This is a genomic window from Streptomyces sp. NPDC037273 (assembly GCF_055603625.1).
In genome coordinates, this window is the sequence record NZ_JBVJVO010000006.1 from 434,902 (window position 1) to 458,774 (window position 23,873).

Here is a 23,873-nt window from a genome sequence, read left to right on the forward strand (position 1 = left end):
CTTGGGGCCATGACGACGACACAGCGCAACGACGGCGACGCACCCCGCGGCCGCACCGCCGCCTACACGGTCCTGACCACCGGCTACACGCTCTCCACCGGCCCCGGAGTCGCCGCCACCGTCTCCTACGTGCACGACGGCGACCGGCACGTCATCGTCGACCCCGGCATGGTGGCCGGCCGGGACCGGATCCTGGGCCCGCTCGCCGCGCTCGGGCTCGGCCCGGAGGACATCACCGACGTGGTGCTCAGCCACCACCACCCCGACAACACCATGAACGTCGGCCTCTTCGGCCACGCCCGCGTCCACGACCACAAGGCGATCTACGAGAACGACCAGTGGACCGACCGCGACGCCGAGGGCCACGAGATCACCCCGTCCCTGCGGCTCGTCCGCACCCCCGGCCACAGCCCCGAGGACATCACGCTCCTCGCCGGCACGGCGGACGGCGTCGTCGCCTTCGTCGGCGACCTGTGGTGGCGGCCCGACGGCCCCGTCGAGGACCCGGTCGCCCCCGACCACGGGATCCAGCGCGCCTCGCGCCTCCGCGTCCTCGCCACCGCCGACACCATCGTCCCCGGCCACGGCCCCGCTTTCCCGGCCGACGACACTGCACCCCGCTAGCAAGGGCGCCCGACGGGGGTGTGTCACGGCCCGGTCCGGCTCCCACCCGCGCGGCGGGCCGTACCGCACCCTAGAATCGGCTTCCATGTCGAAGCCTGACGAGCTGCTCGTTGACATCGCCGCCACGGTGGAGTCCGGGCGAAGCAATCAGATGTCCCTCACGGTGGTCACGGGGGGCGCGGTTCTCACCGGCCGGCTGGCCACCGAAGCCCTGTGGAGGCAGCGGGTGTCGGAGGTCCTGACGGACTCCGACCGCCTGGGCGAGTTCTCCCGGGTGTTCAGCCCGATCGCCCGCAAGGATGAGCCGCCCACCCATCTGCACTTCCATCTCGCCCGCATCCTGCAGGGCACCGTCGCCATCCCGGAGACCGGCGGCATGTACCGCGTCGCCATCGAGGACGTCAGCGCCTGGACCGTCGGCGACGTCAGCTACATCGACAACTGACCCGCACGGCCGCACCCGGCTCCTACTGCCAGCCGGCGGAGTCCGTGGAGGACGGGGCGGGCGTGGGGGTGGCGGTGGTGACGGTCGCCGTGTCGGCGGCGGTCACCGCGGAGTGCCGCGGCAGGGGCGCGTCGGCCTGCTGGGCGGTGCCCGCGGCGACCACGGCGACCACGGCGGCGACGGCGACGGCGGCGGTTCCGGCGAGCAGGGCGATTCGGCGCATGGCGAACTCCAGTCAGGAGGAGGAGGGGTGGTCGCCGAGCGGCGACCGGATGACTCCATCGTGGCGATGCCCGGGCGGGCTGGGCCAGCGTTCCGGCTGGCAGGCTGCTGCACGGGCCCGAGCCTGCCAACTCGGCCGTTTCTGGCAGCCAGTGGCCACTGTCACCTAGCTGAACCCCCAGGCCGTCGACAGGCCGGAGGACGAGCGGGCAGGGTGGGTGAGCGGGCCCCGGCGCAGCTGCGACGGGCGGCCCCGACCCCCTTCGTACGGCCCCGACGCGCGCCGCACGACCCCCCCCGTCCCGCCCGGTTCTCCCGGGCGCCCAGGAGTGTGACCGCGGTGCACCTGATCCACGTACTGTTCCGGGCCTGTCCCGGCCAGCCGTGCGGGCCGCCGCTGCCGGCCGGGCCCGAGCGCGCGGAGGTGTTCGCCGCCGCGGCGGTGGAGCACGCGACCGAGCACGAGGGCTGGGAGTCCGGCTCGGCGGCCGTCACCGTGTTCGTCCGGGCGGCGACGGTCGCCGAGGCCGAGGCGCGGGCCGGTGCCGTCTGCGTGGCGCTCGCCGGGTCCCCGTGGCAGGTGGTGGCCGTGTGGCCGGGTCTGGTCGATGCGTACTACGAAAAACTGGTCAAGTGGGATGAATCCTGAGTGAGTTGTCCCGAGCGCTGGCGCGAAATAGCCACAACGGAGCGTCAGCGCACGGACTTTCGACGTGACGGCAGGTCCCCTCGCGCACCGATTCCAGCATGATCGGCATCGGTGCCTAACGGGGAGGCCGTGGTGGAAGAGCTGGGACTCGGCCTGGACAGGCTCGCCGAGCACACCTATCAACTGATGCTCGCCGAGCCGGACATCACCGTGGAGGCCGTCGCCGCGCGCACCGGCTCCGACGCGGCCCAGGTCCGCGCGGCGATGGACCGGCTCGCCGCGCTCTCGCTGCTCCGCGCCCCCGCCGACGGCGGCGACCCGACGCTCGTCGTCGACCCCGAGTACGGCCTGGAGGCGCTGCTCGCAGGCCAGCAGGCCGAACTGCTCGAACACCAGCACAGGATCGAGCGGAACCGCGCGGCCGCGACGGCCCTCATCGCCAAGTTCGCCCACCTGCACGTGCCGCGCACCCACCCCGACGTCGAGCACCTCGGCGACCTGGAGGCCGTCCGCGCCCGGCTCGCCGAGGTCACCGCGAAGGTCGCCGACGAACTCCTCGCCTTCTGCCCCGGCGGCGCCCAGACCGAGGACAACCTGGAGGCGTCCAAGCCCCTGGACGCGGGGCTCCTCGAACGCGGCGTACGGCTCCGCACCCTGTACGTCGACAGCGTCCGCCACCACGCGCCCAGCGTCGCGTACGCGAAATGGCTCAACGCCCGCGGCGGACAGACCCGTACGGTCGCCGCCCTCCCGCTCCGCATGATCATCGCCGACCGCGAGCTGGCGCTCGTCCCGGTCAACCCCGAGGTCAGCGCCGAAGGCGCCGTCCTGATGCGCGGCCCGGGCACCGTCGCCGCCCTCTGCGCCCTCTTCGACCACCTCTGGATCACCGGCACCCCCCTCATCGAGGCCCTGCCGGGACCCGGCGACGACCTCGGCCGCCAGGAGCGCGAAGTCCTGCGGCTGCTCGCCCAGGGCCTCACCGACGAAGCCGTCGCCGTCCGCCTCGGCGTCTCCCTGCGCACCACCCGCCGCGTCACCGCCAAACTCATGGACCGCCTGGGCGCCAAGAGCCGCTTCCAGGCCGGCATGCGCGCGGTGGAACTCGGCTGGCTCTGACCGGCGCGCGTCCCTGTCCCGTACCCGGCTCTGATCCGCGCGCCCCTGACCCGTACCCGGCTCTGATCCGCGCCGCCCTGTCCCGTACCCGGCCTGACCCGCCCCGGCCCTTTCCGGGCATGGCCCGATGTGGCCACCGGCCGGGGCATTGGCAGCCCTGGGCCAGTGGCACCTAGCTGAACCCGGAAAGCCTCGACACCACTTCACCGGCTTGGCAGAGTCTTCTCACGAAGGGCATCCCTTCAATTCCGTCGGCCCTCCGCAGGAACGGATTCCGAAGTGGACAGGCTTCTCCAGGCCACGCATTTGATTTCCCAAACCGATATAGGTGAGACGGCGGAGCCGTGGCACCGCACCGCATTCGCAGAGGTCGCCTCGCGTCTTTCCGACCCGGATTTCCCGTGCGTCTTCTCGCGCAACGCCTTCCGGAAAGGACTCCTGAGGTTCGCCTTCGTGGAGGACGGCGAGGCCGGCGGCCTCGACCACCTGGCGGCGGCGCTCGCCGAGTACGTCGAGCTCTCCGAGGACTGGGACGGCCGGCTCGACACCGCGTATCCGCTGGTCGTGCTGTTCGCCCCGGAAGCGGTGGCGCCCGGCGGCTCCGTCGCCGACTACCAGGCCTTCGGATGGCAGGTCCTGCAGGAACTGCACCACCGCGACCCGGCGCCCTGGCCGGAGGACGTCGGCCGGGACCCGGACTCCGCCTCCTGGTCCATGTGCTTCGCCGGAATGCCGCTCTTCTGCAATATGAGCAGCCCCGCCCACGAAGTGCGCAGAAGCCGCAACCTCGGTTCCTTCTTCGCCCTCGTCATCAATCCGCGCGAACGCTTCGACGTCTTCGCGGGGGAGACGCCGAGCGGCCGGAAGGTGCGGGCGAACATCCGCGACCGCATCCACCGCTACGACGGCATTCCGCATTCCCCGCAGCTCGGCTCCTACGGTGTCGGCGCACTCGAATGGTTCCAGTACGGGCTCATCGAGGAGAACGCCGAACGCGCGGGCACCTGCCCCTTCTCCTTTTCGAATTCCTGACGGTTCACGTCCCCCCCCCCGATTTTCTCCCGAAAAAGAACAGGACGTTTCTCTCCGATGATCGAGCTCATCGTCTCCCAGGGCCGGGTGGCCGACCGCGAACCCCGCCTGATCGAGGGAGCCGCCCGTATCGCGCGGGCCCTGGAGCAGCGCCACGGCCTGGAAGGGCGCTATGTCGGCGAGCCCGGGCCGGCCGCCGACGACGACTGGAGCGTCAGCCTGCCGGAGGCCGAGGCGACGCTGAACGGCCTGGCGCGGGCGGTCACCGACAGCGTGCGGAGCGGCAGCCGTACGCTCCTGATCTCCAACACCTGCGGGGCGAGCATCGCCACGCTGCCGGTGGCGGCCAGGGAACACCCGGACGTCGTCGTCCTGTACGTCGACGCGCACGGCGACTTCAACACTCCGGCCACCACGGGCACCGGGTACCTGGGCGGCATGGTGCTCGCCGCCGCCTGCGGCCTCTGGGACAGCGGCCACGGCGCCGGGCTCGACCCGGCGCGGGCGATCCTGGTCGGGGCGCGCGACATCGACGAGGCCGAGGGCGAGCTCCTCGCGAAGGCCGGGGTGCGGATCATCCCGCCGGGCGAGGTGACCGCCGAGAAGGTGCGGGCTGCCGTCGGCGAGGCGCCGGTGTGGGTGCACGTCGACTGGGACGTCCTCGAACCCGGCTACGTACCCGCCGACTACACCGTCCCCGACGGCCTCTTCCCCGAACAGATCCGCGCGATCCTCGCCGCGATCCCGCCGGCGCAGCTGCGCGGCGTGGAGCTGGCCGAGTTCAACGCACCGCTCGACCCCGACCTCTGCGAGACCGCGGTCTCCGTGATCCTCGACGTGGTCGCCCCCGTCTTCGAGAACCCCGCCTTCGAGAGCCCCGTCTTCGAGAGCCCCGCCTTCGAGAGCCCCGCCTTCGAGAGCCCCGCCTTCGAGAGCCCCGCCTTCGAGAACGCCGTCTTCGAGAACTGAGCCTTCGAGACCGATCAGGAGGGACCCCCCATGCCCCTGTACGACAGCATCCTCGACACGGTCGGCCGCACGCCGATCGTCAGGCTCCACCGGATGAGCCCCGCCCACGCCACCGTCTACGTGAAGGTCGAGTCCTTCAACCCGGCCGGTTCGGTCAAGGACCGCCTCGCGCTCTCGGTCGTCAAGGACGCCGAACGCAAAGGGCTGTTGAAGCCCGGCGACACGATCGTCGAATGCACCTCCGGCAACGTCGGCATCGCGCTCGCGATGGTGGCCGCCGCGCGCGGCTACAAGTTCGTGGCCGTCATGGGCGACACGTACTCAGCCGAGCGCCGCAAGTTGATCCGCGCCTACGGCGGAAAGGTCATCCTCTTCCCGTCCGCCCTCGGCAGCCTCGGCGGCAATCGCATCGCGGACGAACTGGCCGCCCGGCACGGCTGGTTCAGGGCCAACCAGTTCGACAACCCGGCCAATCCCGCGTACCACCGGGAGACCACCGCCGGGGAGATCCTGGGCGACTTCGCGGGCAGGCGGCTCGACTACTTCGTCACCGGCTTCGGCACCAGCGGCACCCTGACCGGCGTCGGCCAGATGCTGAAGGTGGCCAGGCCCGACGTACGGATCATCGCCGCAGAACCGGACAACGCGGCGGTCCTCGCCGGCAAGGACTGGAACGTCCACCGCATCCAGGGCTGGTCGCCCAACTTCGTCCCGAGCGTCCTCGACGAGAACGTCATCGACGAACTCGTCACCGTCGACGAGGTGGTGGGCCGCGACACCGCCCGCCGGCTCGCCACCGAGGAGGGCATCTTCGCGGGCATCTCCGCCGGAGCCACCCTCGCCACCGCCCTCCGTGTCGCCGAGACCGCCCCCGAGGGCTCCGTCCTGCTCGCCATGCTGCCCGACACCGGCGAGCGCTATCTGTCGACCTTCCTCTTCGAGGGCGTCGAAGAGGGCTCGGACACCGACTGGCTGGCCTCCCTCGACGGAGCCGACGGTGTGCCGGACGCCGTGCTCACGGAAGCGGCGGGAGTCGGTCCATGAGGGAGTTCATCCCGCCGGCCGCCCGCTTCGCCGACCTCCCCGACGGCTTCCCGCTGCACCGCGGCGGCACCCTGAACGGCGCCCGCATCGCGTACGAGACGGTGGGGCGGCTCACCGAAGCGCGCGACAACGCGATCCTGATCCTCACCGGCCTCTCGCCCGACGCCCACGCCGCCTCGCACTCCGGCGACACCGCCCCCGGCTGGTGGGAGGCGATGGTCGGGCCGGGGAAGCCGGTGGACACCGACCGCTGGTACGTGATCTGCGTCAACGCGCTCGGCAGCTGCAAGGGCTCGACCGGGCCCGCGTCGGTCGACCCGGACTCGGGGGAACCGTACGGCCCCGACTTCCCCGAACTGTCCATCGAGGACATCGCCGACGCGGCGGCCCACACGGTCCGCGCGCTCGGCGTCGAACGCCTCGCCTGCGTCATCGGCACCTCCATGGGCGGCATGAGCGCGCTGTCCCTGCTCGCCCGGCACCCCGGCCTGGCCCGCGGCCACCTGAACATCTGCGGCGCCGCGCGCTCGCTGCCCTTCTCGATCGCCGTCCGCTCGCTGCAGCGCGAGGCGATCCGCTTCGACCCGCAGTGGAACCGCGGGCGGTACGACCCCGAGCGCTATCCGCAGCGCGGGATGCTCACCGCCCGCAAGCTCGGCATGATGACGTACCGCTCGCCCCGGGAATGGGACAGCCGCTTCGGCCGGGCCCGCATCGCGCCGGAACGCCGCGAGGACAAGGACCCCTTCGGCCCCGCCTTCGAGGTGGAGGGCTACCTGGAGTGCCACGCCCACCGTTTCTCCCGCCGCTTCGACCCCAACAGCTACCTCTATCTGAGCCGCTGCATGGACCAGTTCGACCTGGGCGACTCCTGCGGCGGAACCGTCGAGGAAGCGCTCGGCCGCCTGAGCCTGGAGCGCGCCCTCGTCATCGGCGTGGAGACCGACCTCCTCTTCCCGCTCCACCAGCAGCGCCAGATCGCCGACGGCCTGGCCGCCGGCGGCACCCCCACCGAGTTCCTCGCCCTCGACTCCGAGCAGGGCCACGACGCCTTCCTCACGGACACCGACCGGTTCGGCGTACCGGTCGCGAAGTTCCTCACCGCGCTCTAGCGCGCGCCCGTCCGCCCCCGTCCCGCCCCCGCTCCTGTTGCTGCCCGCAGGCCCACCGAACGGAGAACCACGTGTCCGACCACGCCCCCAGGCTCGCCCTCGTCACCGGCGCCAACCGCGGCATCGGCCGAGAGACGGCCCGCCGCCTCGCCGAGGCCGGCGTCCGCGTCCTGCTCGCGGGCCGCGACCGCGCGGCGGTCACGGCGGCGGCGCGGGAGCTGTGCGACGGCGGGTTGGCCGCCGAGCCCCTCGTCCTCGACGTGACGGACCCGGCGAGCGTCCGGGCCGCCGCCGACGAGGTCGGGAGCCGGCACGGCCGCCTCGACATCCTGGTCAACAACGCGGGCATCCGGACCGAGCGGTACGGCCTGCCGCCCTCGCGGCAGCCCATGGACCGGTGGCGCGAGACCTTCGACACCAACCTGTTCGGCGTCGTCGACGTGACCACGGCCTTCCTGCCGCTCCTGCACAGGTCGCCCGCCGGGCGGATCGTCAACGTCTCCAGCCTCCTCGGCTCGCTCACCACCCACAGCGACCCCGACTCGTACGCCTCCACCCCCATGTTCAAGTCCCTGCCGGCGTACAGCGCCGCCAAGAGCGCGGTGAACTCCTGGACCGTCCACCTCGCCTACGAACTCCGCGACACCCCGATCAAGGTCAACGCCGTCCACCCCGGCTACACCCGCACCGGCCTGAACGACGGCGCGGGCGACCTCGACGTCACCGAAGGCGCCGAGTCCAGCGTCCGGATGGCACTCGTCGGCGCCGACGGCCCCACCGGCACCTACACGCACCGGGGCACCACCGTCCCCTGGTGACGCCCCGCACCCGACTCCCCTCTTCTTCCCCTTCTTCTTCCGCACTCACTGGAGAGACACCTTGGGTAACTACCTGGCTCTGGTCACCGACCGGAGCAGCCTCCCCATCGACTACGACATGCCGCTCCTCCTCGAAGCCTGCCGGGACGCCGGCATCGTGGCCGAGGTCTGCTGCTGGGACGACCCCGACGTCGACTGGGCTCGCTTCGACGCCGTCCTGCTGCGCTCCCCGTGGAGCTACGTGGAGGACCTCCCGCGCTTCCTCGCCTGGTGCACCGGCGTCTCCGAGGCCACCCGCCTCCTGAACCCGCTGTCGGTGGTCCACTGGAACCTCGACAAGCGCTACCTGGCCGACCTGACCGCCGCCGGCGTGCCCGTCGTCCCCAGCGCCTTCCTCGCGCCCGGCGCCGACCCGGTGCCGGCCCTGCGGGCCTTCCTCGCCGAGCACCCCCGTACCGCCGAGATCGTGGTGAAGCCGACCGTCGGCGCCTACTCCCGGGACGTCCAGCGCTTCCCCCGCACCCAGGAGGCCGAGGCGGCGGGCTGGATCGCCGGCCTGCTCGGGCGGGGCCACCACGTGATCCTCCAGCCCTATCTGGACTCGGTGGACCAGGACGGCGAGACGAACCTCATCTACTTCGACGGCCAGTACAGCCACGCCATCCGCAAGCGCGCGCTCCTCGGGTCCGACGGCACCGTCGGCGTGCCGACCATGGACGCCCGCTCGGCCAAGCACGCCGCCGAGGACGAACGCGCGGTCGCCTTCACCGCGCTGGCCGCCGCCGCGAGGCTCCTCGACCTGCGCGGGCCGCTGCTCTACGGCCGCGCCGATCTCGTCAGGGGCGCCGACGGAGCGCCCGTCGTGCTCGAACTCGAGCTCTGTGAGCCGTCGTTGAGCATGCCCTTCTCCGCCTCGTCCGCCAACCGGTTCGCGCGGTCCATCGCCGCCCGGCTCGCGGACACCACCCACACCCCCCGCGTACGACAGGACGTGATGGCATGACGACCACGCAGACCCCGAACCCGGACACCCAGAGCCCGCCGGCCGCGCAGACCGCGCCGGCCAGGGTCCCCGCGCTGTCCGGCGGCACCCTCTTCGCCGCCCTCGGCGTGCTGAGCTTCTCCTTCAGCTTCCCGGGGACGGTGTGGGCGCTCGACGGCTTCGGCCCGTGGAGCGCGACCGGGGTGCGCGGCGTGCTCGCCGCCGTCATCGCGCTCGTCGCGCTGCTCGCCACCCGGGCGCCGCTGCCCGCGCGGTCGGACTGGCCGGCCCTGGCCGTAGTCGCCGGTGGCTGCGCGATCGGCTTCCCGCTGCTCACGACGCTCGCCCTGCAGACCTCGTCCACGGCGCACTCGGCGATCGTCATCGGCGCGCTGCCCATGGCCACGGCGGTGTTCTCGGCGATCCTGACCGGCCGGCGGCCCTCGAAGGTGTTCTGGGCGGCGGCCGGCACCGGCGCGGCGACCGTCATCGCGTTCACCCTCACCCGTAACCACGGCAAGCCGACCGTGGCCGACCTCTACCTCTTCGGGGCCCTGCTCGTCTGCGCCGCCGGCTACGCCTACGGCGGCCGTCTCTCCACCCGCATGCCGGGCTGGCGGGTCATCGCCTGGGGCGTCGTCCTCGCCGCCCCCGCCAACCTCGCCGTCGCCGCCTGGGCCCTCCCGCACGAGCCCGTCCACCTCACGGCGAAGGCCCTCCTCGGCATGGCGTACATCGCCGGCATCTCCCAGTTCGGCGGCTTCGTGGTCTGGTACAAGGGCATGGGCCTCATCGGCGTCGCCCGCGCCAGCCAGCTCCAGCTCGCCCAGCCCCTCCTCACCCTCGTCTGGGCGGTCCTCCTCCTCGGCGAGCACGTCGGCGCGGCCGTCCCCCTCACCGCCGCCATCGTCCTCGCCTGCATCGTCGTCACCCAGCGCGCCAGGTCGGCCTGACGACCACCGAGGGCGTTCACCCGATGAGCCTAATTTGGTGACTAGTCCCACTTTGTACGGTGTGGCTCGGGCGGTACGAGGCCGAGCCGCGCCTAGCGTCCAAGTGATCACCGGCGAACTCCATGGACGCGTGCCGGCGGGGTCGGCGCGCGCGCCGTGGGCCGTCGCGGGCGCAGATGAGGACTGAATTCATGCCCAGACGTCGGCCCCGGCTCCTCCGGCTCGCCGTGGGGATCACGACCGCGCTCAGCCTGCTCTACGCGTCCCCCGCGGCCGCCGTGGCATTCGCGGCGCCCGGGGATCCGAAGAGCGCGGTCGGCATCACGAAGACCAACGACACCGGCGGCAAGCCGCTGGAGCCGGGCGACGAGTTCGTCTACACGCTCAACGGCCAGTGCTCGGGCCTGACGGTCGACTGCGTGGACTTCACCGTCACCGACACCCTGCCCGCCGGTCTCGACGTCACCAGCCTCCCCAAGAGCACGACCACGCGGGACGTCAGCTACGACGAGGCGACCCGCAAGCTGGTCATCGTCTACAAGCAGGCCCTGCAGAACCCGGCGGGGGAGACCGGGCTGCGCGCGGGCCAGGCGGGGACGGTCGAGGTCGGGATGCGGCTGCCCGCCGACACCGACCTCAAGGACGGCGCCACCGTCACCAACACGGCGAAGGTCTCCGCCGACAACGCCGACCCGAAGAACGGCTCCACCGACGTCACCGTCTCCATCCCGCGCGTCGTCAAGCCGGTGGCGACGAAGACCTGGGAGGACGGCTCGGCCGTCGCGGGTACGGGCGAGAAGTCGACGGTCACCCTCGGCGTACGCAACAACTCCTCGTCCTCCGCCCAGGTCACCGAGGTCTCGGTGTCCGACGACAGCGCCGAGACCTTCGAGTACTTCGACTTCACCGGCGCCACCGTGACCCGCTTCCCGGCCGGCGCCGACCAGGCCCGCCTGGTGGTCACGACGGCGGACGGCGCCACCCACACCGGCCGCTGGATCTCCGCGCCCGGCCCGCTGCCGCTGCCCGTCGGGGTGGACCCGGCGGACGTCGTCGGGGTCGAGGTCGTCTTCTCCGACAGCGGCGGCGACCCGCTGCCGTACGACGCGACCGGCGGCACCGTCGAGATCGGGCTCGAACTGCGCGACACCAAGCGCTCCGACGACTCCCCGCTGCGGCCCACCGACAAGATCACCGTCGACAACTGCGCCACCCCGTCGGCGAAGGAGACCACGGACGGCACGGTGAAGGGCGCCGACGCCTGCGACACCTACGACATCCTGCCCGACATCCTCGTCCTGAACGGCACCAAGAAGTACGTCCCCGACACCGACGGCGACTTCGCGCAGGAGACCGGCGAACACGCCGTACTCGGCGAGAACTCGCCCGTCAGCACCCTCGTCGACGTCACGAACAACTCCCCGTTCCCGGTCAGGACCATCACCATCACCGAGCCGGACGCGACCGCCACCAGCGAGTTCACGAAACTCGACGTGGACGAGGTACGGCTCCGCCTCCCGAAGGGCGCGACCACCGCGCAGCTGACCGTCAGCTACGCCGACGGAACCAGCACCACGCACACGTACACCGAGAACACCACCGTCGACGTGGCCAAGGCGGGGACCACCGTCACCAAGGTCGAGGTCACCTACACCGGCGTCGACGCCGAAGGGAACCCGACCATCGAGCCGGGCGCCGACGCGGGCCTCGACCTGCACGGCACCCTCACCTCGGCCGTCACCGCCGACGACCTGCCCACCGGCTCCAGCCCCGGCGTCTCCAACTGCGCCGGTTTCACCGGCGACGCGGGCCGCACCGACGGCAGCGGCACGGCCTCCGGCACCGCCTGCCAGACCCTGCCCATCGAATCGCCGAACACCTCCGGCGAGGGCGAGAAGACCGTCGACCAGACCGACGTCCCGCCCGGCCAGCCCATCGGCATGCACCTCAAGGTCACCAACAACGGCAACAAGCCGCTCGTCGACCCCGTCCTCACCGACCCGCCCGCAGGCCCCGACGGCAAGCCGACCGGCGAGAGCCCCTTCGACGTCCTCCAGATCGACTCCGCGACCGTCTCGCCGTCCTCCGCGCCCGTCACCCTCGCCCTGTGGGACCCGACCGCGGGCGGCGGCGCCGGGGACTGGGTCCCGTACGACGCCTCCGACACCGCGCTGCTGCACCGCGCGCTCGGCATCCGCGCCTCGTACGACGGCGACATGCCGCCCCAGTCGACCTTCACCGTCGACCTCGTCACCGAGCGCCGCGAAGGCACCGAGAACGGCGTCGCCTTCTCCAACTGCTACTCGATCACCGCGGGCGGCGACTACGTCCCCGGCGCGAACATCTGCTCCCCGGGCATGAACACCGGCCCCGCCTCGGACTCGGCCTCCCTCAACAAGTCGATCAGCCCCGGCGAGCTCCCCGCGTACGTGCCCGGCCTGCCCCGCCAGACCGCCGACACCACCCTCACCATCCGCAACACCGGCAACATGAGCGCGAAGTACCTCGAAGTCACCGACCAGGACAGCGACTTCTTCGACGCCGTCGACCTCACCGCCATCAAGTCGAACCAGATGCCCGCCGGCGCCGACCGCGTCCGCGTCGACGCCTACGCCAACGGCGCCTGGACCGACGGCACCCCCGCCGGCTCCGCCGCCCTGCCCGCCGGAGTGGCAGCCGCCGACGTCACCGGACTGCGCGTCACCTACTCCTCCACCAGCTCCTTCAACGACGGCTACACCATCACCCCCTGCGCGCAGACGAGTTGCGACGGCGTGCTCGTCTTCACCGTCAGCCCCCGCCACGCCCTGCGGAGCAACGGCAAGCCCGTCCCCGCCCACCTGGAGGACACCGCGAGCGGCCGGTTCCTCACCAAGGTCGAGGACGCGGACAAGCCCAAGGACATCGCACCCGTCGACGCCACCCTCGACCTGGTCAAGGGCGACCCGGTGCTCTCCGTGAGCAAGGCCCCGAACACCGTCCTCGCCCCCGGCGAAGACGCGCCCTTCTACCTGAAGGTCACCAACACCGGCACCACCAACGTCCCGGACCTCGTCGTCAAGGACGCCCTCCCGCCCGGCATCGCCTTCCTCGACTCCTTCCAGGGCGACAACGGACAGCCCTACAAGGTCATCGACACGGCCGTGCCCGACGGCACCCCGCCGGTCCCCACCCCCGTCTTCGCCCAGACCACCGACGGCTCCCGCGTCTCCGGCCTCAGCTGGGACTTCTCCAAGGACGCCGACGGCAAGCCCTGGGTCCTCGCCCCCGGCGCCACCCTCACCATCGAGATCCACGTCAGCCTCGAAGCCGGCATCGGCGCCGGTGACGTCGCCACCAACACCATGGGCGCCACCTCCTCCGACCCCGACCTGGCCTGCGACGGCCCCTCCCAGAACGGCGGCACCTTCGGCGACGGCCTCTACTGCGTCGCCCAGGCCACCCTGACCGCCAAGTCCGGCGCCTCCTTCGCCGCCCGCAAATGGGTCTCCGGCAACGACGCCCTCGGCTGGTACGACCTCCGCTCGGGCAAGGTCGTCGACGTCGGCGACACCTCCTGCCTCACGGCCACCGACACCACCGGCCGCCGCTACACCACCAACCCCTGCGTCGCCCTGGTCAACCCGGGCGACCGCTACCACTACCTGATGCGCATCCAGAACTCCGGCACCGAACCCGGCACCGCCATGCGCGTCGTCGACCGCTTCCCCGTCCAGGGAGACCGGGGCGTCCTCCTCGACCAGCCCCGCGGCACCGCCTGGGACAAGCGCCCCACCCTCGCCACCCGGCCCCAGCTCACCGGCCCCGGCACCATGACCGTCTCGTACGAGAACGACGAACCCCTCTGCACCGACGACCTCGCCATGGGCGGCGCCGGCTCGAACGCCGCCCGCTGCGCCGCCGGCACCTGGGACGACACCTTCGGCCCGAAGGCCGTCGGCACCCGACTCGACCTCACCTTCCCCACCCCGCTCGCCCCCGGCGGGACCGTCGACGTCACCTTCGCCATGGACACCCCGCTCGACGTCACCCACGACGGCGACCCGACCATCGCCTGGAACTCGTACGCCCACAACGAGACCACCGACCGCGCCGGCTCCCCCCGCGTCCTCCAGCCCAACGAGCCCATCCAGGTCGGCGTCGCCCTCGCCTACGGCTCCCTGCGCCTGGTCAAATCCCTCGGCGACCACCCGGACAAGATCGGCCCGGCCCTCGCCAGGACCCCGTACCCCTTCCACGTCACCTGCGTCATCGACCCCCAGGGCCGGCCGCCCCGCACCGTCCTCGACCAGGACTACCGCGTCTCCGCCACCAAGCCCGTCACCCTCGACGGCATCCCGGCCGGCGCCGAGTGCGAGGTCTGGGAGACCTCGGCCCGCGGCGGCAGCTCCGACCACCCCACCGGCGACCCGGTGAAGGTCACCATCGCACCCGCCATCGGCACCCCCTCCGTACAGACCGCGGAGATCACCAACACCTACGTCTTCGGCGCCCTCAAGCTGATCAAGACCCTCGCCGGCCCCGGCGCCTCCTCCGCCGAGGACCTCACCTTCGACGTCGAGGTCTCCTGCGCCCTCCCCGACGCCTCCGGCAACCCGAGCGACCTCGTCCTCCACAAGACGTACCAGCTCACCGCCGGCGACCCGGTCGTCATCAGCCCCCTCCCGGTGAACACCCGCTGCTGGGCCGAGGAGACCGGCACCGGCGGCGCCGCCCAGACCGTCGTCGACCACCCCACCCCGGAGAACCCGGCCGTGATCACGGCCGACGGCGACGCCACCATCACCGTCACCAACACCTTCGACACCCCGCCCACCCCGACCCCGACCCCCACCCCTCCGGGCCCCGGCCCCGGCCCGGGACCCGGACCCGGCCCGAACCCGGACGATGACGGCGGCCTCCTCCCCGACACCGGTGCCGGCACCTGGACCCTCCTCGCCGGCCTCCTCGCCGCCGCGGCCCTCACCACCGGCCTCGCCCTCCGCCTGACCACCCGCCGCCGCCCCCGCTGACCACCCCCGCCCCACGACGAGAAGCCCCGGGCCCTCCGACCCGGGGCTTCCTCGTCGCCGCCGCTCAGGCAGCCTCGCCCTCCTGCTGACCACCCCCGAGCAGCGGCCTCTCGCGGATCAGCCAGGCGGTCGCGAAGGCGGCCGCCGCCGGCACGAGTGCCCCCAGGAGCAGGGCGTGGAGGCCGTCGGTGCCGGCGTGGGCGAAGACGGTGCGGACCGTGCCGGGCAGGGCCTGGAGGTCGACCGGGGGCAGGCCGGCGGGTACGCCGGAGGGGAGGCCGGCCTCCAGGCGTCCCGCGTAGAGGGCGCCGAGGACCGCGATGCCGAGCGAGCCGCCGACGGTACGCAGCAGGGTGACCGTGCCACCGGCGGCGCCCGCGTCGCGGGCGGGCGCGCTGTACGTGGTGATGAGCAGGCTGCATTGCATCAGCAGCCCGATCCCCGCCCCGGCGACGAGCGTCAGGCCGGCGGCCGGCGCCGCTGTCGTGTGCTCGTCCAGCAGCAGCAGGAGCGCCACGCCGACCGCCATCAGCGCGCCGCCGAGGACCGTCGGGGCCCGGTAGCGCCCGGTCCGCGCGATCCAGTGGCCGGCCGCGGTCTGCGCGCCCAGCATGCCGAGCATCAGCGGGAGCAGCAGCAGGCCGCCCGCGGTCGGCGAGGAGCCCCGGACGAACTGCGTGTACTGCGGCAGGTAGGTGGCGAGCGCGAGCATCACCGCGCCCGCGAGGAAGCTGATGACCTGCGCCACCCCGAAGTCGCGGTCGGCGAAGAGCCGGAGCGGGATGACCGGCTCGACGGCACGGCGCTCGGCGCGGACGAAGCCCGCCGTCGCCGCCGCCCCGGCCACCGCGAGGCCGAGGACCGTCGGCGAGGTCCACCCGTGGCGGGTGCCGGCCCAGCTGCCGAGCAGGGTGAACGCCACGATGGCGGTGGTGAGCAGGGCGGTACCGAGGACGTCGACCCGCGCCTTGACGCGGGCGGTGCGCAGCCGGACGGTCGCGGCGATGAGCAGCAGGGAGAGAGCGCCGAGCGGGAGGTTGACGTAGAACGTCCAGCGCCACCCGACCCGTTCGGTGAGGAACCCGCCGACCAAGGGGCCGCCGACGAACGCGACCGGCAGCACGACCGCGATCAGCGACTGGATCCGCGCACTGCGCCGGAGCGGCACGAGCACCCTGATCAGCGCGAGCGCCCCCACCATGAGCCCACCGGCCCCCAGCCCCTGCACCGCGCGGAACGCGATCAGCTGGTTCATGCTCTGCGAAAGCCCCGCGAGTACCGACCCGGCCAGGAACAGCCCGATCGCCGCCATGAACGTGCCCTTGCGGCCGTAGAGGTCACCGGCCTTCCCTCAGACGGGCGTGGCCGCGGCCCCCGCGAGCAGGTACGCGGTCACCACCCACGACAAGGCCTTCAGCCCGCCGAGCTCACCCACGATCGTCGGCAGCGCGGTGCCCACCACGAGCCCGTCGAGCATCGCCAGGAACATGCCGAGCAGCAGCCCGGTCACGGCGAGGCCGAGGGGGCCCCGGTACGGGGGAGCGGGGCCGGCCGTGGTCAACCCGCTTCTCGTTTCCTTGGTTTCCATGATCAGGCGGCGTACGGCTGGACGGACTTGGCGTACCGCAGGGTCCGCCCCCACCAGGCGAGCTGGTCGAGCATGGTCTTGGCGGCGGCCTCGGCGGCGGGGTCGCGGGGAGCGCCGTCCTCGTCGAACTGGGCCCACACGCCCTGGAATCCGACGGTGTCGCGCAGGGTCACGGTGTGCAGTTCGGCCAGGACGAGGCGGAGCTGCTCGACGGCGCGCAGTCCGGCGGAGAAGCCTCCGTAGGAGACGAAGGACACCGGCTTGGCGTGCCATTCGGTGCTGTGCCAGTCGATGGCGTTCTTCAGGACGGCCGGGAAGCTGTGGTTGTACTCGGGCGTGACGATGACGAAGGCGTCGGCGTCCGCCATCCGCGGTGACACGGCCTCCAGTTGGGCGCGTGCCTCCGCCGACTCCGGGGGCCGGCCGAGCTCGGGGAAGACCGTCGGAAGAGGCGTTTCGAGCAGGTCGATCAGGTCGGCGCTCATGTCCGGGCGCTCGGCGATCCTGCCGGTCACCCAGTCGGCCACGACGCGGCCGAAGCGGCCTTCGCGGGTGCTGCCGAGGATGACGGCGACGCGCAGTTGGTCGTTCACAGGAAACCTCCCGAAGAGAAACGCGATGTGTACGACGTACACCAGCGAGTACAACGTACACACGGCTGTGTACAGCGTCCACCCCCTCCCGTATACGATGTACACACCGACCCCCGAGGAGGCGCCGCCCGTGGCCACGCGCAAGCAGAACCCCGCCCAGCCGGACACCTCCCTCTGGCAGCGCCTGGAGAACCCGGCCCCCGCCCCCCGCCAGACCCTCACCCCCCGCCGCATCGCCACCACCGCCCTGGCCATCGCCGACGCGGACGGCCTCGACGCCATCACCATGCGCCGCCTCGCCACTGAACTCGGCGTCGTCCCCATGGCCGCGTACCGCTACGTCTCCGGCAAGGACGACGTCCTGGAGCTGATGGTCGACCTGGCCTACGAGGAACTGTCCGCCCAGGCGGAAGCCGCGGAGGCCACCACGGAAGCCGCGGAGGCCGCCACGGAAGCCGACGCGGCCCCCGGCTCCACGCCCGCCTGGCGCGAAAGCCTGCGCACCTTCGCGCTGCACACCCGCGCCCTGGTCCTCCGCCACCCCTGGCTCGCCCAGCTCCCGCCCCAGGCGGCCTACGCGCTGACCCCGAACCGGATGGCCGTCGCCGAACGGGCACTCGCGGCCCTCGACGGCGCGGGTCTGGACCCGGACACGACCATGGTCGCGGTCCGCACGGTCGAGGCGTACACGCACGGCACGGTCGGCTCCGAAGTCGCCCTCCGCCAACTCATGGAGGGCAAGGGCTGGACCGACGGCCACGCCGTCCGCACCGGCCTCGCCCCCCAGATGACCTACCTCCTGGGCACCGGCCGCTACCCCGCCTACCAGCGCTACATCGCCGGCGCCCGGCACAAGGACGACCCGGCCTGGCGCTTCGAGACCGGCCTCGACCTCGTCCTCGACGGCATCGAAGCGGGCCCGACCCCCTGAGGCACGGCCCGAAATGGCCCACTCGACGAGTACGGAATTGCCCTGTGTGCGGCCTCAACCGCGCACTACCGTAAGCCCAATGACGACAAGATCCACTTCTCCGGACCAGTCCACGACCGCCCCCGCCGCCGTCGTGTCCCTCGCCGACGCCCCGCTCCGCCAGGCCCGCAACTCGGCCGCGCTGTGGGCCGCGACCGGCCGCAGCAGAGGCCACGAGGTCATCCGCCATCGAGGCTTCGTCGCGGTGAGCGGCGACAAACGCACCGGCTCACGCGTCCTGATCCAGGAAGCCGACCTGGACGCGTCCGAAGTGGCCGAGCTGGGCGACGTGATCCACGAGTTGGCGGGCCCGGTGACGATCGAGGACCCCTTCAGCTCCACCGACCTCAGCCACATCCCGCTGCGTCACTGGCAGATGCCGGTCATGCTCCGGCAGCCGGGCCTGGTGGCGGAACCGTCCCTGGACGTCACGCCGGCCACGCGGCCCGAAGACCTCCAGGCCGCCGAACGCATCGTCATCGAGAGCTTCGACCTCACCGGCTTCGAGCCGTACACCCCCGGCGAACTCTTCCCCCCGGCCCTCGTCGAGGAACCCGGCGTCGACATCTCCGTCGCCCTGGTCGACGGCACCCCCGCCGGCGCCTGCCTGAGCGTCGTCGCCGACGGCATCGGCAGCCACTACTGGGTCGGCACCTCCTCCGCCTTCCGCTCCCGTGGCGTCGGCCGCGCCATCATGCTCGGCTCCCTCACCACCCTCTCCCACCTCCCCCTCACCCTCACCGCCTCCCAACTCGGCCGCCCCCTCTACGAATCCCTCGGGTACGCCGTCGCCGCCCCCTCCACCTGGTGGGCCTCCCTCCCCACGACCCCGTAGCCGGAGTCACGCACCACGACGAAGCCCCGGGTCCCTGACCCGGGGCTTCGTTCCCGCGTGGGTGGCCGGTGCCGAAAGCCCCTCAGGACCCGTGCTGCCGCCGCAGCGCGTCGGCGAGGGTCAGGAAGACCGGCAGGTTGGGGAAGCCGGGAGCCGGGAGCGTCGTCCACGGCTTGCGGTCGCCGTGACGGCGGATCTCCACGCGGCCCTGCCGCACACCGACCCGCTCCACCTCACGCCAGCCGATGCGGCGGTCGCCCTGCCCGACGCCGGACATGTCGATGTCGACCGGACCGAAGCCGATCCGTTCACCGGCCTCAAGCCGGGCCGCGTCCCTCGGCACCCGGGCGCGGCTGAACGCGTCGCCGAGACCGTCCGCGAACGGGACCATCCCGCCGAACTCGTCCCCCACCACGATCTCGGCGCCGTCCTCGGACCGAATGCTCAGGAGGTGCGTGGTGGCGCTCGTGACCCCGTTGGTCACCTTGACGTCCTGCCGGGTGACCGAGGCGATCTCGTCCCAGGTGTACGCCCACGTCTCCCCACGCTCGGCGTGCCGGACGGCGCCGTGCTCGTACCAGGCCACCCAGACCTGGGACGGGTGCGGACGGAGCAGCCAGACGAGGAGGAAGTATGCGACGAACCCCAGCGGGATCGCCGCGAGCACGAGCAGCGGAAGCGAGTAGTACCAGGCCCCCTGCTCCCGCTGGTCCTCGATCGCGAACGACACGGCCACCCACCCCAGGAACACCCCGAGCGCCCCCACGGGCAGCACGCCACCCCACGGAAAGCGCCTCGGCTCGTTCCACACGAGCCCCTTGCGCGCCCCCAGCCCCCGCTCCCGCGCCACGGCGCGTAACGCCTCCGGGACCCGCGTTCCCCGACCCTCCGACGACACCGAAGCCTCCCCCACCCGGAAAACCAGGGCCCCATTATGAAAGTGCGGCGTCCCGCGCGGTAGAGCCGCTCCGGACAACCACGGGAGGCAGCCCGACCGGCGTGTGATCGAGCGCACACCGGCGGGAGCGATGACTCTTCTCCGCGTCACCGGTCATACAGGCGACCACGACACAGCGAGGAAGGCCCCGCCATGACCGACACGCTCACCGCACCCCGCCACGTCCCTTCCACCGCACCCACCGCGCGGCCCATGGCGCGGCGGGCCCTGGCCGGCGGTGTCGTGGCGGGGCCGCTGTTCCTCGCGGCCGGACTCGCCCAGGGCTTCGCGCGGGACGGCTTCGACTTCACCCGGAACGCGATCAGCCAGCTCGCCCTCGGCGAGGCGGGCTGGATCCAGACGGCGAACTTCCTGCTCACCGGCGCTCTGCTGCTCGCCGCCGCGACCGGACTGCGCCGGGCGCTGCGCGGTGGCCCCGGGAGCACGTGGGGCCCGGCCCTCGTCGGCGTCTTCGGCGCCTCCTTCTGGGCCGCGGCGGCCTTCCCCGCCGATGCCGGCGCGGGCTTCCCCGCCGGGGCGCCCGACACGACCGTGATGAGCGGGCACGGCGCCGTCCACATGTTCGGCGGAATGATCGGCTACCTCGCCCTGTGCGCCGCCTTCTTCGTCCTGGCCCGCCCCCTCGCGGCCCGGGGCCTCCGCGGCTGGGCCCTCGCGTCCCGCGTCGTGCCCGCCGTCGTCCTCGCCGGCTTCATGGCCTCGGCCGCCTCGGTCCTGGCCTTCACCGCCGGCGCCGCCCTCGGCCTCCTGTGGCTGAGCACGGTGACGGCCCGTCTGGCCGCGGGGACGCCGGGCAACGACGACGCCCCGGGCCGCTGACCTGCGGAGCCCGGACCGGGCACGGCGGTGCTACAGCTTGCTCATCTTGGCGTACGGACTCAAGATCCGCTCCTGCGTCGAGCCGAAGTCCACGACCGCCGCGATCCCGTCCTCCATGCCGATCACCCGGCCGAGGCCGTACACGTCGTGCGTGACCTGGTCGCCTACGGCGAACTCCTTGGGCGGCGGCGCGACCGGGGCTTTGAAGGGACTGGTGGGCAAAAAGCGCTTCGGTGCACTGGGCTTTGTCATTGCTGCCAGTATGCGCCCCCGCGTACCCGCCACGGCCCTTCACGTCCGCATCCCCGTGAGAACCCGGCGGTGCACCTGCCGCAGGGTGGTGACCAGGGCGATGAGGATGGCGTCGAGGATCAGTACCGAGGCCAGCGGGGGGAGCCGGAGGGTGACGGCGCCGGCGAGGGCGAAGGCGAGGCAGGCGAGGAGGCGGGCGCCCCATGCCTGTCCGGTGGAGGCGCGATACCACCAGGCTTGGGTGATGACGTAGAGGATCGGGCCGCCGAAGAGGAGCAGGCTGAGGGTGGTGCCGCCGTGGCCGGTGGGGTGGCTGATGGCGAGTTCGGCGCCGACGGCGAGGGCGACGAGGCCGGCCAGGGTGGGGTACTGGCCGCTGACGGCGCGGCGGACCGGCAGCAGTTTGTCGGTGGTGGTGGCGACGTGCCGGGCGAGGATGTCCTCGCCGCCCTGGAAGTAGCTGGCGCACAGGCACACGAGGGCGACGAAGACGCCGAGGCCGGCCGTCACGGGCGCCGCGTCCACCGGGGCCCCCGAGATCGCCGTGCCGATGGTCAGGACCGTCTCGCCGAGCTGGATGATGATGAACAGGCGGATCCGTTCCACCATGTGTTCGGCGTCGAAGACCAGGCCTCGGGACGAGAGCCGGTCGCGCGGCAGGGGGTGGGCCAGCCAGACACCCAGCATGTCGACGGCGGCCGCCGCCGCCCACCAGGCCAGGCGCGGTCCGTGGTCCATGGCCGCGCCGGTCAGCCACAGCGGCACCGACACGACGGCCCAGGCCGTCACGCGGCGGTAGTGCCGGCGAAGGACGGGGGTCGGGGCGGTCACGGCGGCGAAGACGTCGACCAGGAGCAGGATGACGACCAGTGGAATCGCGAAGGCCCACGGCCGGTCGGCGAAGGCGTGCGGGATCTGGGCGTTCATGAACAGGCCCAGCCCCATCACCACCAGGACCAGCCACCGGGTCCGGGGCTTGGCGACGTCGAGGAAGGTGGCGTCGAAGCTGGTCAGGGCCCAGGTGCTGAGGACGGCGACGAGCATCACCGCGGTCTCGGCGGCCCCGCGCCAGGAGAGCTCGCCGTGCAGGTGGTGGGCGAGCTGGCCGACGGCGAAGACGAAGACCAGGTCGAAGAACAGCTCCAGCGGCGCGACGCTGCGGCGCACGGAGGCGAACGACGCGCTGCTCATGCCGGTGCGTCGCTCCGGGGTCCGGGACGGCTCTGCATGGTTTTCACCATCCGGTCCTCCGGCGCGGCGCGCAATCTCAGGGTCATTGTCACCTGCCTGACCTGCGGAAACGCACGCACCGGGCGGCGCGGTCCGTGACGGCATCGGCCCCCTGGTCGTTGTCGTCGGAGTGCATCCGTGTCGACCGAGGGGGCACATGCCCAAGGAACGTCTTGATCCCGCGCTGCTCAGGCTGTGCGGTGTGCTCGCCGTGGGGGCCTTCGCTCCGCTGCTCGACAGCACGATCGTCTCGGTCGCGGTCGACACCCTCGCCGACGACCTCGGTGCGTCGACGACGACCGTGCAGTGGGTGAGTACCGCCTATCTGTTGGCGTTCGCGATGGTCATGCCGGTGAGCGGCTGGGCAGGTGACCGGTTCGGGACGCGGCGGGTCTGGCTGGGCGCGCTGGTCCTGTTCCTCGTCGGCTCGCTGCTGTGTGCCTGTGCCTGGAGCGTCGGGTCGCTGGTCGTGTTCAGGAGTGTGCAGGGGGCCGGTGGGGGGCTGATGATGCCGGTCCTGCAGACCATCGTCATCCGGGCCAGCGGCGGCCGGCAGGTCGGGCGGCTCGTCGCGGTCGTCTCGCTGCCGGCTCTCCTCGGCCCGGTTCTGGGGCCGGTGTTCGGCGGGCTGCTGCTCGGGCATCTCGACTGGCGCTGGATCTTCTACGTCAACCTGCCCGTCTGCGCGCTCGCGCTGTTCCTCGCCTGGCGAGGTGTGCCCGCGGATCCCCGGCAGCGGGCCTCCCGCCTCGATGTCGTGGGGCTGGTGCTGGTCTGTCCGGGCCTGACCGCGCTCGTGTACGGGCTCGCGCAGTGCGGCGGCCAGGACGGTGGGGGAGGAGGGCGGGTGCTGCTGCCGATGGCGGCGGGGGCCGTCCTGGTCGCCGCGTTCGTCGGACGGAGCCTGAGGAGCGGCGCGCCCCTCATCGACATGGGTCTGTTCCGGCTGCGTTCCTTCGCCGCGTCGGCGGTGCTGATGTTCGTCGGCGGTTCGACCATGTACGGCGGGATGTTCCTGCTGCCGCTGTACTGCCAGCTCGTACTCGACAAGGGCGTCGTCGCCACCGGGCTCCTGCTGGTTCCGCAGGGCGTCGGGGCGCTGGCGGCGCGGGTGGCCGGCGTGCTCACCGACAGGATCGGGCCGCGTCCGGTCGTGGTGGCCGGCCTGCTGCTGAGCGCGGTCGCGACGTGGCCCTTCGCCGCCTCGGTGGCTGAGGGCTCGGTCATCGCCGTCGCCCTGTTCCTCCGCGGTTTCGGTACGAGCGCCGTCAACCTCGCCGTCACGGTCGGTGCCTACCAGGGATTGGCGGACTCCCAGGTCGCGGACGCCAGCACCATGACGCGCATCCTCCAGCAGCTCGGCGGCTCCTTCGGTATCGCCGCCCTCGCCGTCCTGCTCCAGCGCGGCGGCCACAGTGCCACGGCCTTCGCTCACGCCTTCGGCCTGACGGCCGCCCTCACGCTCTTCGCCGTCATCGCGGCGGCGCTGCTGACAGGGCGCCGAACGGCAGCCCCGGTGCCTCTGGCGACGGCCGGAGGGCGGCCCTGACGGGTTCCGGAAGGGTTACGGACGGGCCGCGGGTGGACAGGACCGGCGGCCGGTCAGATGATCACCCATCCCGTGTCCTATGCCCGCACGTCCCTGTT

The 23,873-nt window shown here is 72.5% G+C and carries 22 protein-coding genes and 1 pseudogene; 16 read left to right on the forward strand and 7 right to left on the reverse strand.

Annotation, left to right across the window (positions count from 1 at the left end; genetic code table 11):
* Positions 1 to 9 precede the first annotated feature (9 nt).
* Entirely contained in the window at positions 10 to 624 is a 615-nt protein-coding gene (locus ACZ7G1_RS19550) for an MBL fold metallo-hydrolase (protein ID WP_470874348.1), read from the forward strand.
* Positions 625 to 709: 85 nt separating this feature from the next.
* On the forward strand, positions 710 to 1,069 hold the full coding sequence (locus ACZ7G1_RS19555; RefSeq protein WP_470874349.1) for a hypothetical protein: 360 nt from the start codon (positions 710 to 712) through the stop codon (positions 1,067 to 1,069).
* A gap of 22 nt (positions 1,070 to 1,091) precedes the next feature.
* On the opposite strand, the gene ACZ7G1_RS19560 is transcribed toward ACZ7G1_RS19555, so the two are convergent.
* A complete protein-coding gene (locus ACZ7G1_RS19560; RefSeq protein ID WP_470874350.1) occupies positions 1,092 to 1,292 on the reverse strand; it encodes a hypothetical protein in 201 nt (66 codons plus the stop codon).
* Positions 1,293 to 1,622: 330 nt separating this feature from the next.
* Between ACZ7G1_RS19560 and ACZ7G1_RS19565 the strand changes: the two genes are divergently transcribed.
* The 10 genes from ACZ7G1_RS19565 to ACZ7G1_RS19610 all read left to right on the forward strand — a co-directional run bounded on the left by ACZ7G1_RS19565 (position 1,623) and on the right by ACZ7G1_RS19610 (position 14,981).
* Positions 1,623 to 1,940, forward strand: a complete 318-nt coding sequence (locus ACZ7G1_RS19565) for a hypothetical protein (protein WP_470874351.1) — start codon at positions 1,623 to 1,625, stop codon at positions 1,938 to 1,940.
* Positions 1,941 to 2,072: 132 nt separating this feature from the next.
* On the forward strand, positions 2,073 to 3,059 hold the full coding sequence (locus tag ACZ7G1_RS19570; protein WP_470874352.1) for a LuxR C-terminal-related transcriptional regulator: 987 nt from the start codon (positions 2,073 to 2,075) through the stop codon (positions 3,057 to 3,059).
* Between the two features lie 279 nt (positions 3,060 to 3,338).
* The gene (locus ACZ7G1_RS19575) at positions 3,339 to 4,091 is read left to right on the forward strand and encodes a YqcI/YcgG family protein (protein WP_470874353.1); all 753 of its coding nucleotides are present in this window, start codon (positions 3,339 to 3,341) and stop codon (positions 4,089 to 4,091) included.
* Between the two features lie 57 nt (positions 4,092 to 4,148).
* Positions 4,149 to 5,060 (forward strand): arginase family protein, encoded by a 912-nt coding sequence (locus ACZ7G1_RS19580; protein ID WP_470874355.1) that lies wholly within the window; start codon positions 4,149 to 4,151, stop codon positions 5,058 to 5,060.
* Positions 5,061 to 5,090: 30 nt separating this feature from the next.
* Positions 5,091 to 6,104, forward strand: coding sequence for a cysteine synthase A (cysK, locus tag ACZ7G1_RS19585; protein WP_470874357.1), 1,014 nt, complete (start codon positions 5,091 to 5,093; stop codon positions 6,102 to 6,104).
* The gene (gene metX, locus ACZ7G1_RS19590) at positions 6,101 to 7,216 is read left to right on the forward strand and encodes a homoserine O-acetyltransferase MetX (protein WP_470874358.1); all 1,116 of its coding nucleotides are present in this window, start codon (positions 6,101 to 6,103) and stop codon (positions 7,214 to 7,216) included. The genes cysK and metX overlap by 4 nt, the downstream gene beginning before the upstream one ends.
* A 71-nt stretch (positions 7,217 to 7,287) precedes the next feature.
* On the forward strand, positions 7,288 to 8,034 hold the full coding sequence (locus ACZ7G1_RS19595) for an SDR family oxidoreductase (RefSeq protein ID WP_470874359.1): 747 nt from the start codon (positions 7,288 to 7,290) through the stop codon (positions 8,032 to 8,034).
* A gap of 61 nt (positions 8,035 to 8,095) precedes the next feature.
* Complete coding sequence (locus ACZ7G1_RS19600; protein WP_470874361.1) at positions 8,096 to 9,037, forward strand: ATP-grasp domain-containing protein; 942 nt, start codon at positions 8,096 to 8,098, stop codon at positions 9,035 to 9,037.
* Entirely contained in the window at positions 9,034 to 9,969 is a 936-nt protein-coding gene (locus tag ACZ7G1_RS19605; protein ID WP_470874362.1) for a DMT family transporter, read from the forward strand. The genes ACZ7G1_RS19600 and ACZ7G1_RS19605 overlap by 4 nt, the downstream gene beginning before the upstream one ends.
* 191 nt (positions 9,970 to 10,160) lie before the next feature.
* The gene (locus ACZ7G1_RS19610; protein WP_470874363.1) at positions 10,161 to 14,981 is read left to right on the forward strand and encodes a DUF5979 domain-containing protein; all 4,821 of its coding nucleotides are present in this window, start codon (positions 10,161 to 10,163) and stop codon (positions 14,979 to 14,981) included.
* A 64-nt stretch (positions 14,982 to 15,045) separates the two neighbouring features.
* Here the strand turns inward: ACZ7G1_RS19610 and ACZ7G1_RS19615 are convergent.
* From ACZ7G1_RS19615 to ACZ7G1_RS19625, 3 genes and pseudogenes are all read right to left on the reverse strand, one after another.
* Positions 15,046 to 16,320, reverse strand: a pseudogene (locus ACZ7G1_RS19615) (MFS transporter); the annotation flags it as partial.
* A gap of 12 nt (positions 16,321 to 16,332) precedes the next feature.
* Positions 16,333 to 16,542 (reverse strand): hypothetical protein, encoded by a 210-nt coding sequence (locus tag ACZ7G1_RS19620; protein ID WP_470874364.1) that lies wholly within the window; start codon positions 16,540 to 16,542, stop codon positions 16,333 to 16,335.
* Positions 16,543 to 16,571: 29 nt separating this feature from the next.
* Positions 16,572 to 17,162 carry an NADPH-dependent FMN reductase gene (locus ACZ7G1_RS19625; RefSeq protein WP_470874366.1) on the reverse strand — a complete coding sequence of 197 codons (591 nt, stop codon included), beginning with the start codon at positions 17,160 to 17,162 and terminating at the stop codon, positions 16,572 to 16,574.
* A 130-nt stretch (positions 17,163 to 17,292) separates the two neighbouring features.
* On the opposite strand from ACZ7G1_RS19625, the gene ACZ7G1_RS19630 reads away from it, so the two are divergent.
* Positions 17,293 to 18,093: a TetR/AcrR family transcriptional regulator gene (locus ACZ7G1_RS19630; RefSeq protein WP_470874368.1), complete on the forward strand. Its 801-nt coding sequence runs from the start codon at positions 17,293 to 17,295 to the stop codon at positions 18,091 to 18,093.
* A gap of 79 nt (positions 18,094 to 18,172) precedes the next feature.
* On the forward strand, positions 18,173 to 18,967 hold the full coding sequence (locus ACZ7G1_RS19635; protein WP_470874370.1) for a GNAT family N-acetyltransferase: 795 nt from the start codon (positions 18,173 to 18,175) through the stop codon (positions 18,965 to 18,967).
* A gap of 82 nt (positions 18,968 to 19,049) precedes the next feature.
* Here ACZ7G1_RS19635 and ACZ7G1_RS19640 read toward each other — a convergent pair whose 3' ends face one another.
* Complete coding sequence (locus ACZ7G1_RS19640) at positions 19,050 to 19,742, reverse strand: DUF6585 family protein (protein ID WP_470874372.1); 693 nt, start codon at positions 19,740 to 19,742, stop codon at positions 19,050 to 19,052.
* Between the two features lie 315 nt (positions 19,743 to 20,057).
* Here ACZ7G1_RS19640 and ACZ7G1_RS19645 point away from each other — a divergent pair, with 315 nt between their 5' ends.
* The gene (locus tag ACZ7G1_RS19645) at positions 20,058 to 20,744 is read left to right on the forward strand and encodes a DUF998 domain-containing protein (RefSeq protein ID WP_470874374.1); all 687 of its coding nucleotides are present in this window, start codon (positions 20,058 to 20,060) and stop codon (positions 20,742 to 20,744) included.
* 30 nt (positions 20,745 to 20,774) lie between these two features.
* On the opposite strand, the gene ACZ7G1_RS19650 is transcribed toward ACZ7G1_RS19645, so the two are convergent.
* Together ACZ7G1_RS19650 and ACZ7G1_RS19655 are read right to left on the reverse strand one after the other, a co-directional pair.
* Entirely contained in the window at positions 20,775 to 20,996 is a 222-nt protein-coding gene (locus ACZ7G1_RS19650; RefSeq protein ID WP_470874376.1) for a hypothetical protein, read from the reverse strand.
* Positions 20,997 to 21,035: 39 nt separating this feature from the next.
* Positions 21,036 to 22,187: a low temperature requirement protein A gene (locus ACZ7G1_RS19655; protein ID WP_470874378.1), complete on the reverse strand. Its 1,152-nt coding sequence runs from the start codon at positions 22,185 to 22,187 to the stop codon at positions 21,036 to 21,038.
* A 196-nt stretch (positions 22,188 to 22,383) separates the two neighbouring features.
* Here ACZ7G1_RS19655 and ACZ7G1_RS19660 point away from each other — a divergent pair, with 196 nt between their 5' ends.
* Positions 22,384 to 23,775, forward strand: a complete 1,392-nt coding sequence (locus tag ACZ7G1_RS19660; protein WP_470874380.1) for a DHA2 family efflux MFS transporter permease subunit — start codon at positions 22,384 to 22,386, stop codon at positions 23,773 to 23,775.
* The last annotated feature ends 98 nt before the right edge of the window (positions 23,776 to 23,873 follow it).

What these genes read in the sequence shown, in the direction of transcription:
- ACZ7G1_RS19550 (WP_470874348.1), top strand. Translation starts at nt 10, where the DNA reads ATGACGACGACACAGCGCAACGACGGCGACGCACCCCGCGGCCGCACC.
- ACZ7G1_RS19555 (WP_470874349.1), top strand. Translation starts at nt 710, where the DNA reads ATGTCGAAGCCTGACGAGCTGCTCGTTGACATCGCCGCCACGGTGGAG.
- ACZ7G1_RS19560 (WP_470874350.1), bottom strand. Translation starts at nt 1,292, where the DNA reads ATGCGCCGAATCGCCCTGCTCGCCGGAACCGCCGCCGTCGCCGTCGCC.
- ACZ7G1_RS19580 (WP_470874355.1), top strand. Translation starts at nt 4,149, where the DNA reads ATGATCGAGCTCATCGTCTCCCAGGGCCGGGTGGCCGACCGCGAACCC.
- cysK (WP_470874357.1), top strand. Translation starts at nt 5,091, where the DNA reads ATGCCCCTGTACGACAGCATCCTCGACACGGTCGGCCGCACGCCGATC.
- metX (WP_470874358.1), top strand. Translation starts at nt 6,101, where the DNA reads ATGAGGGAGTTCATCCCGCCGGCCGCCCGCTTCGCCGACCTCCCCGAC.
- ACZ7G1_RS19605 (WP_470874362.1), top strand. Translation starts at nt 9,034, where the DNA reads ATGACGACCACGCAGACCCCGAACCCGGACACCCAGAGCCCGCCGGCC.
- ACZ7G1_RS19610 (WP_470874363.1), top strand. Translation starts at nt 10,161, where the DNA reads ATGCCCAGACGTCGGCCCCGGCTCCTCCGGCTCGCCGTGGGGATCACG.
- ACZ7G1_RS19635 (WP_470874370.1), top strand. Translation starts at nt 18,173, where the DNA reads ATGACGACAAGATCCACTTCTCCGGACCAGTCCACGACCGCCCCCGCC.
- ACZ7G1_RS19645 (WP_470874374.1), top strand. Translation starts at nt 20,058, where the DNA reads ATGACCGACACGCTCACCGCACCCCGCCACGTCCCTTCCACCGCACCC.
- ACZ7G1_RS19650 (WP_470874376.1), bottom strand. Translation starts at nt 20,996, where the DNA reads ATGACAAAGCCCAGTGCACCGAAGCGCTTTTTGCCCACCAGTCCCTTC.
- ACZ7G1_RS19655 (WP_470874378.1), bottom strand. Translation starts at nt 22,187, where the DNA reads ATGAGCAGCGCGTCGTTCGCCTCCGTGCGCCGCAGCGTCGCGCCGCTG.
- ACZ7G1_RS19660 (WP_470874380.1), top strand. Translation starts at nt 22,384, where the DNA reads ATGCCCAAGGAACGTCTTGATCCCGCGCTGCTCAGGCTGTGCGGTGTG.